This is a genomic window from Bacillus haikouensis, assembly GCF_013179555.1.
Classification (GTDB): Bacteria; Bacillota; Bacilli; order Bacillales; family Bacillaceae_B; genus Rossellomorea; species Rossellomorea haikouensis_A.
This window is the reverse complement of the sequence record NZ_JABMCR010000247.1, coordinates 1-5,982: the sequence shown is the minus strand read 5'-3', so window position 1 is coordinate 5,982 and position 5,982 is coordinate 1. Positions and strand designations below refer to the sequence as shown.

Sequence of the window (5,982 nt, the reverse complement as noted above, 5' to 3'; positions counted from 1 at the left end):
GTTCTGTTCTCAAATGGGAATGTATGGATTTTTTTAGGGCTTGCAAGTATGATTTCCTTTTTGGACGGCTGGGCACTGCCTGCCAGGAATGCTTTTATCCCTTTTATTGTGAAACGGGAAGAATTGATGGGGGCGAATGGCTTCTTATCAACTGTCGATCAAACCATTCAGTTCTCCAGCTGGGCACTTGGGGGATTGCTGCTGGCAATATTGAATGAAAGCCTCTTATTCATACTGGTTATCATTCTGTTTCTCATCAGTACGCTTTACATGCTGAAGCTGCCGGTCATCCCGAGCACCACGCTGTACCAAAAGAAGCATTGGTGGAAACAATTTGGAGACGGCTGGTCAGAAGTTAGCAGGAATAAACGCCTGAGAAGTATATTCTTTATCTACGGTTTGGAATCAGCAGCTGGAGCGGTGTGGATCGCTGCCGTCCTCTATCTTTATGTTGACCTTGTCCTGCATCGCAGTGAAGCATGGTGGGGGTTCATCAATAGCAGCTTTTTCATCGGTTTGGTGATTGCTTCATTCCTTGTGTTCAAACGTCATGGCTTCTTTTCCGAAAAGAGAAGCGGGCTGCTGCCGATATGCATGATCATGACATCGTTTGTCACTTTTCTGTTTGCCTGGAATACAGCAGCGTTCACTGCATTAATCCTTTCGCTTATCTTCGGAGCATTTGACCAGATAAAAACCATCGTGCTGCAAACCTTTTTGCAGGAGAATACACCGCCGGAAGAGATGGGGAAAGTATATGCTGCACAAGGAGCATTGACGACGCTGCTCTTCGGACTTTCTTCATTAGGGGTGGGGATCCTCCTTGCATTCATCAATGTTCAAATTATTTTTACCATTTCTGCTTTCCTGTTGTTATTGACCGTGATTCCAGTTCTATCACTAAGAAAAGCATAGATTAAATGGAATGCTGCATCCGTAAATCAAACGGATGCAGCATTTTTTTATGCTCCGGATATATTGAATCAGACTTCTTTTCATGAATTACTCGTTCTTCTCATACATTGTGATAAGAGTATAAAGAGGGGGATGACCATGAACCAAGAGGAACAAAAACAATTGCAGAACGCGATTGGCGAAATCACTGAAATAGCTGCCGGATTCGGCCTCGACTTCTATCCGATGAGATATGAAATCTGTCCTGCTGACATTATTTATACTTTTGGTGCTTACGGAATGCCGACTCGTTTCTCTCACTGGAGCTTCGGAAAACAGTTTCATAAAATGAAGCTTCAATATGATCTCGGACTGAGTAAGATTTATGAGCTTGTGATCAATTCTGATCCATGTTATGCGTTTTTATTGGATTCAAACTCACTGATTCAGAATAAGCTGATCGTGGCACATGTACTGGCACATTGCGATTTCTTTAAAAATAACGTCCGTTTTCAAAATACAAAGCGGGACATGGTGGAGAGTATGGCAGCGACAGCAGACCGAGTAAGAAGATATGAAAATGAACATGGAAAGCGTGAAGTCGAAAACTTCCTCGATGCGGTTCTCGCCATTGACGAACATATCGATCCTTCATTAATGAGACCGAAATTGTCGTGGTCAATGAATGATGTGGAGTGGGTGGAGGATGAGGTGAATCCGGTCACTCCTTATGATGATCTATGGTCGCTTGATGAAAATGTAAAAAAACGTACCACCAAGAAAGTGAAGAAGAAGTTCCCTCCCCAACCGGAAAAGGATATCCTGCTTTTCATCGAACAATACAGCCGGGAACTTTCAGATTGGCAACGGGACATCCTGACAATGATGAGGGAAGAAATGCTGTATTTCTGGCCTCAGCTTGAAACAAAGATCATGAATGAAGGATGGGCTTCCTATTGGCATCAGCGGATCATCCGCGAAATGGATCTGACAAGCGGGGAAGCCATTGAATTTGCAAAGTTGAATGCAGGGGTCGTACAGCCGTCACGAACAGGTATCAACCCGTATTATCTGGGTGTGAAGATCTTTGAAGATATTGAAGAAAGATACAATAATCCGACTGAAGAAATGAAGAAACGCGGGGTGAAACTTAATTCGGGACGGGATAAAATGTTTGAAGTGCGTGAAATTGAATCAGACATTTCGTTTTTACGAAACTATTTAACGAAGGATCTTGTAATGAGAGAAGATATGTACCTCTTCCAGAAGCAAGGAAAGGACTATAAGATTGTTGATAAAGAGTGGACCGCAGTGCGTGATCAGCTCGTAGGCATGAGGGTCAACGGCGGGTTCCCATATATCACTGTGAATGATGGTGACTATATGAAGAGCGGTGAACTCTATCTGAAACACTGGTACGAAGATGTTGAACTCGATATTAAGTATCTTGAGAAAGTGCTGCCATATTTACACAGGCTTTGGGGCAGACCGGTCCATATTGAAACACATGTGGAAAATCGCGATATGCTTTTCACTTATGACGGAAGGAGTGTTCAAAGAAAATATTTATAAGAAGCCAGAAAGCCGATTTCCTTTAAGGGGTCGGTTTTTTATATTTGGGGAATAAAAAGTCGAAAAAAATTCCTCCCGGGTGGAGAGTTCCAGTTCTAAAATTCATGGACAGGCTTATAAATAGAAATAAACGTATAAATTAGTCAGGGGGAATAGTTATGGCAGATGTTGAAGTATTCATAGGGGATCTTACCGATGAGACATTTCATTATGACGGTGGAGACTGGAATCATAATTATCCTAAAAGAATCAGTGATTTTTTCCCTAAAGGATATGAATTGTTCTTTTCGGTGCTGGACGATATTTACTACAAGCGCATCGAAGGGAAGCAAACCGATTGGGGGAGCCATACGTGCCCGATGTACCCGCACGAAATCCTTGCCCTGCTCGAAGATTATTATAAACGGGATATGGAAGACCTAAAAGTTCAGGAGCTGTTTCAATTTGTAAAACAGCTGCGGCCATACCAGCAATACGGCCTTGTCGCATGTGAAATGACGTAATTAATAAAAGCGGAAGCGCCTTGGTCAGCCCCGACAAGCGTTGGAGGGCCGCCCGGTGAAGTCGCACTTTGACTTCATCGGGCTGACCGAAACGTCTCGAGGGGCTAGGCGGTGCAGCTGGACAATATAAAAGCGGAAGCGCCTTGGTCAGCCCCGACAAGCGTTGGAGGGCCGCCCGGTGAAGTCGCACTTTGACTTCATCGGGCTGACCGAAACGTCTCGAGGGGCTAGGCGGTGCAGCTGGACAATATAAAAGCGGAAGCGCCTTGGTCAGCCCCGACAAGCGTTGGAGGTCAGTCCGGTGAAGTCGAACTTTGACTTGATTGGGAAGACCGAAACGTCTCGAGGGGCTGGGCGATGCAGCTGGACCAATTTCGAATTCAATTTATACTTATTTTTGAACTAAATCACCCTCATCTGCAATTCGGATGGGGGTGATTTATTAACTGACCTTCATAGGCCGGTCAGGCTTTGAAAATCGTGTTTCCAGAGAAGATGTAAAGTAGAGAAATGCCTTCTGGAAGATAGGACTCTGGATAAAGGTATAAATGAACGTAAAAATAAATACGGGACCACCGAGCATGAGACCGATCAATAGCACTATACATTCACAGATGATCCTGACGTTGCTGATGGATATCCCCGTTCTGTCTGAAATGGTCAGCATGAAACCGTCCCTGGGTCCGGTCCCGAGGTGGGCAGCAGAATATAATCCCCCTCCAATACCCATCAAGACGATTGCTGCAATAAGAAGAAGTACATCAGCTGCGGCATTCGTTTGAGGGGGAAGAAGATCAAAGTAGAGAAAGGAATCCACAAGTACGCCGACCATGATCCCATTTACAATTGTACCCAGCCGGACGTATTTTCCTTTCAACAGAAATGTGCATCCAATCATGGAAGCCCCGATGATGATATTCCAGGTGCCGATTGTCAGACCCGCTCTTTCAAAAAGGGCAATGTTCAATACATCCCAAGGATGTATGCCTAAATACTGCACTCTGATCGACAAGCTGATTCCATAGCTGAAAACAAGTAATCCGATTATAAAGTAGCCCAATTGCCAATATATTTTCATAACTTCTCCTTTTCCCTGAAATCAATGACCCCTTATTAATAATATTTTATAACGAATTCAGTCATGAAGATACTGGAAGTTTGTTTTTGTAAACAAAGTGAGCAAAAAGTAATTTGTGAAAGAAGCGCAAATGGGAGTTCTTGAGCAGGAAAAAAGAATGGATTTAACTCGATTTAACTCATTATGTCCGAATGTGATTGACAGCGTTTTCAGTCGTGATAGAGTTTTAGTAAGTATAAACGAGGGAGATGGTCTTAATGGAGATTGTGAAACAGGCATGGGGCGCCATGTGGAAATGGCATAATGATGTAACAGATACTTTACAATTTTTTACCTCTGGCAATCCTCCTGCTTCAACCATTTCAAACAAAGTTGAAACGAGTAAAACACCGAAAAAAAACAGTTCCCCCGGCCAAAAGATTGGATTTATTCTGGGACCGCTCATGTTCATTTTCATTCTTCTCTTCTTCTCCCCGCCAGGATTATCACAAAAAGGGGTTGCTGTCCTGGCAGGAACAGTTTGGGTAGCCGTCTGGTGGATAACTGAAGCAATTCCGATTCCTGCGACCTCTTTATTGCCGGTCATTCTCTTTCCTTTGTCAGGAGCCCTGGAATCCTCCGAGGTGACATCGGCTTATGGTGACAATACGATTTTTCTTTTTATGGGTGGCTTCATCATTGCGATTGCAATGGAAAAATGGAATTTACATAAGCGTATCGCCATGAATATCATTTTGCTGATTGGAACAAGTACTGAACGAATTGTGCTCGGATTTATGCTTGCGACCGGTTTCTTATCCATGTGGATTTCAAACACGGCAACAGCCATGATGATGCTCCCGATTGGTGCGGCAGTCATTTATCAAGTGAATGAAAGCTTAGAGAGAGAAGGAGCTGTACGAACTGGTCATTTCAGTAAAGTCATTATGCTTGGGATTGCGTACAGTGCCTCAATTGGAGGGCTTGGAACATTAATCGGAACTCCGCCTAATACCATTTTTGCCGCTGTCGTGGAACAAATATATGGAGTTGATTTTTCATTTGCCAAATGGATGCTTTTCGGTGTGCCGATTGCCATCATACTTTTATTCACGACATGGTGGTATTTAATAAAAGTTGCTTTTCCGCTAAAAATAAAAGAACTTCCAGGTGGAAGAGAGATTGTCGAGAAAGAGAATAGCTCTCTGGGAAGGATTACATTTGAAGAGAAGCTTGTCCTTACTGTATTTATCACCACAGCATTTTGCTGGATTTCACGCTCATTTCTGCTCAATCAATGGCTGCCTTCTCTCGATGATACAATCATCGCCATTACAGGCGCGCTTGTTTTATTTATCCTTCCCGGAAGAAGGGAAACACGTCTTCTAAAGTGGGAAGATGCTGTTAAACTGCCCTGGGGGATACTTCTTCTGTTCGGAGGCGGACTTGCGATTGCGAAAGGGTTCAAAGATACAGGGCTTGCAGAATGGGTCGGAAAGCAGTTAACCGTGCTTGAAGGAGTACCATTCATTATTATTCTTGTCGCAGTTACCTCCTTTGTGATCTTTTTGACGGAAATTACTTCGAATACGGCTACTGCAACCATGATGTTCCCTATAATGGCTGCTCTTTCAGCTGCCTTGGGGGTGCATCCCTACAGCCTGATGGTGGCAGCCGGACTTGCAGCTTCGTGTGCGTTCATGCTTCCTGTTGCTACCCCTCCAAATGCCGTTGTTTTCGGCTCAGGCTATATCAAAATGGGCGACATGGTCAAAGCCGGTCTTTGGATTAATCTTATAAGTATTGTGTTTATTACACTGCTGATCTATTTCTTCATGGGCCTCGTCTGGGATATAGATGTGACTTCTTTTCCAGGTAATATGAGATAAAATCTAAAACGATGGTGGGACAAAAGTGTATTAGCCAAAGTAAAGGGGCTGGGACAAAAGTGTTATA

The 5,982-nt window shown here is 43.6% G+C and carries 5 protein-coding genes; 4 read left to right on the top strand and 1 reads right to left on the bottom strand.

Annotated features, from left to right (window positions below):
- The 3 genes from HP456_RS18595 to HP456_RS18585 form a co-directional block, all read left to right on the top strand.
- The coding region (locus HP456_RS18595; RefSeq protein ID WP_172253857.1) for an MFS transporter at positions 1-915 on the top strand (915 nt) is incomplete at its 5' end.
- 138 nt (positions 916-1,053) lie between these two features.
- Positions 1,054-2,466, top strand: a complete 1,413-nt coding sequence (locus HP456_RS18590) for a SpoVR family protein (protein WP_172253855.1) — start codon at positions 1,054-1,056, stop codon at positions 2,464-2,466.
- 158 nt (positions 2,467-2,624) lie between these two features.
- Positions 2,625-2,969, top strand: coding sequence for a hypothetical protein (locus HP456_RS18585; protein ID WP_172253853.1), 345 nt, complete (start codon positions 2,625-2,627; stop codon positions 2,967-2,969).
- Between the two features lie 442 nt (positions 2,970-3,411).
- On the opposite strand, the gene HP456_RS18580 is transcribed toward HP456_RS18585, so the two are convergent.
- Positions 3,412-4,047, bottom strand: coding sequence for a YczE/YyaS/YitT family protein (locus HP456_RS18580; protein WP_172253851.1), 636 nt, complete (start codon positions 4,045-4,047; stop codon positions 3,412-3,414).
- Between the two features lie 257 nt (positions 4,048-4,304).
- On the opposite strand from HP456_RS18580, the gene HP456_RS18575 reads away from it, so the two are divergent.
- On the top strand, positions 4,305-5,915 hold the full coding sequence (locus tag HP456_RS18575; RefSeq protein WP_172253849.1) for an SLC13 family permease: 1,611 nt from the start codon (positions 4,305-4,307) through the stop codon (positions 5,913-5,915).
- Positions 5,916-5,982: the final 67 nt, after the last annotated feature.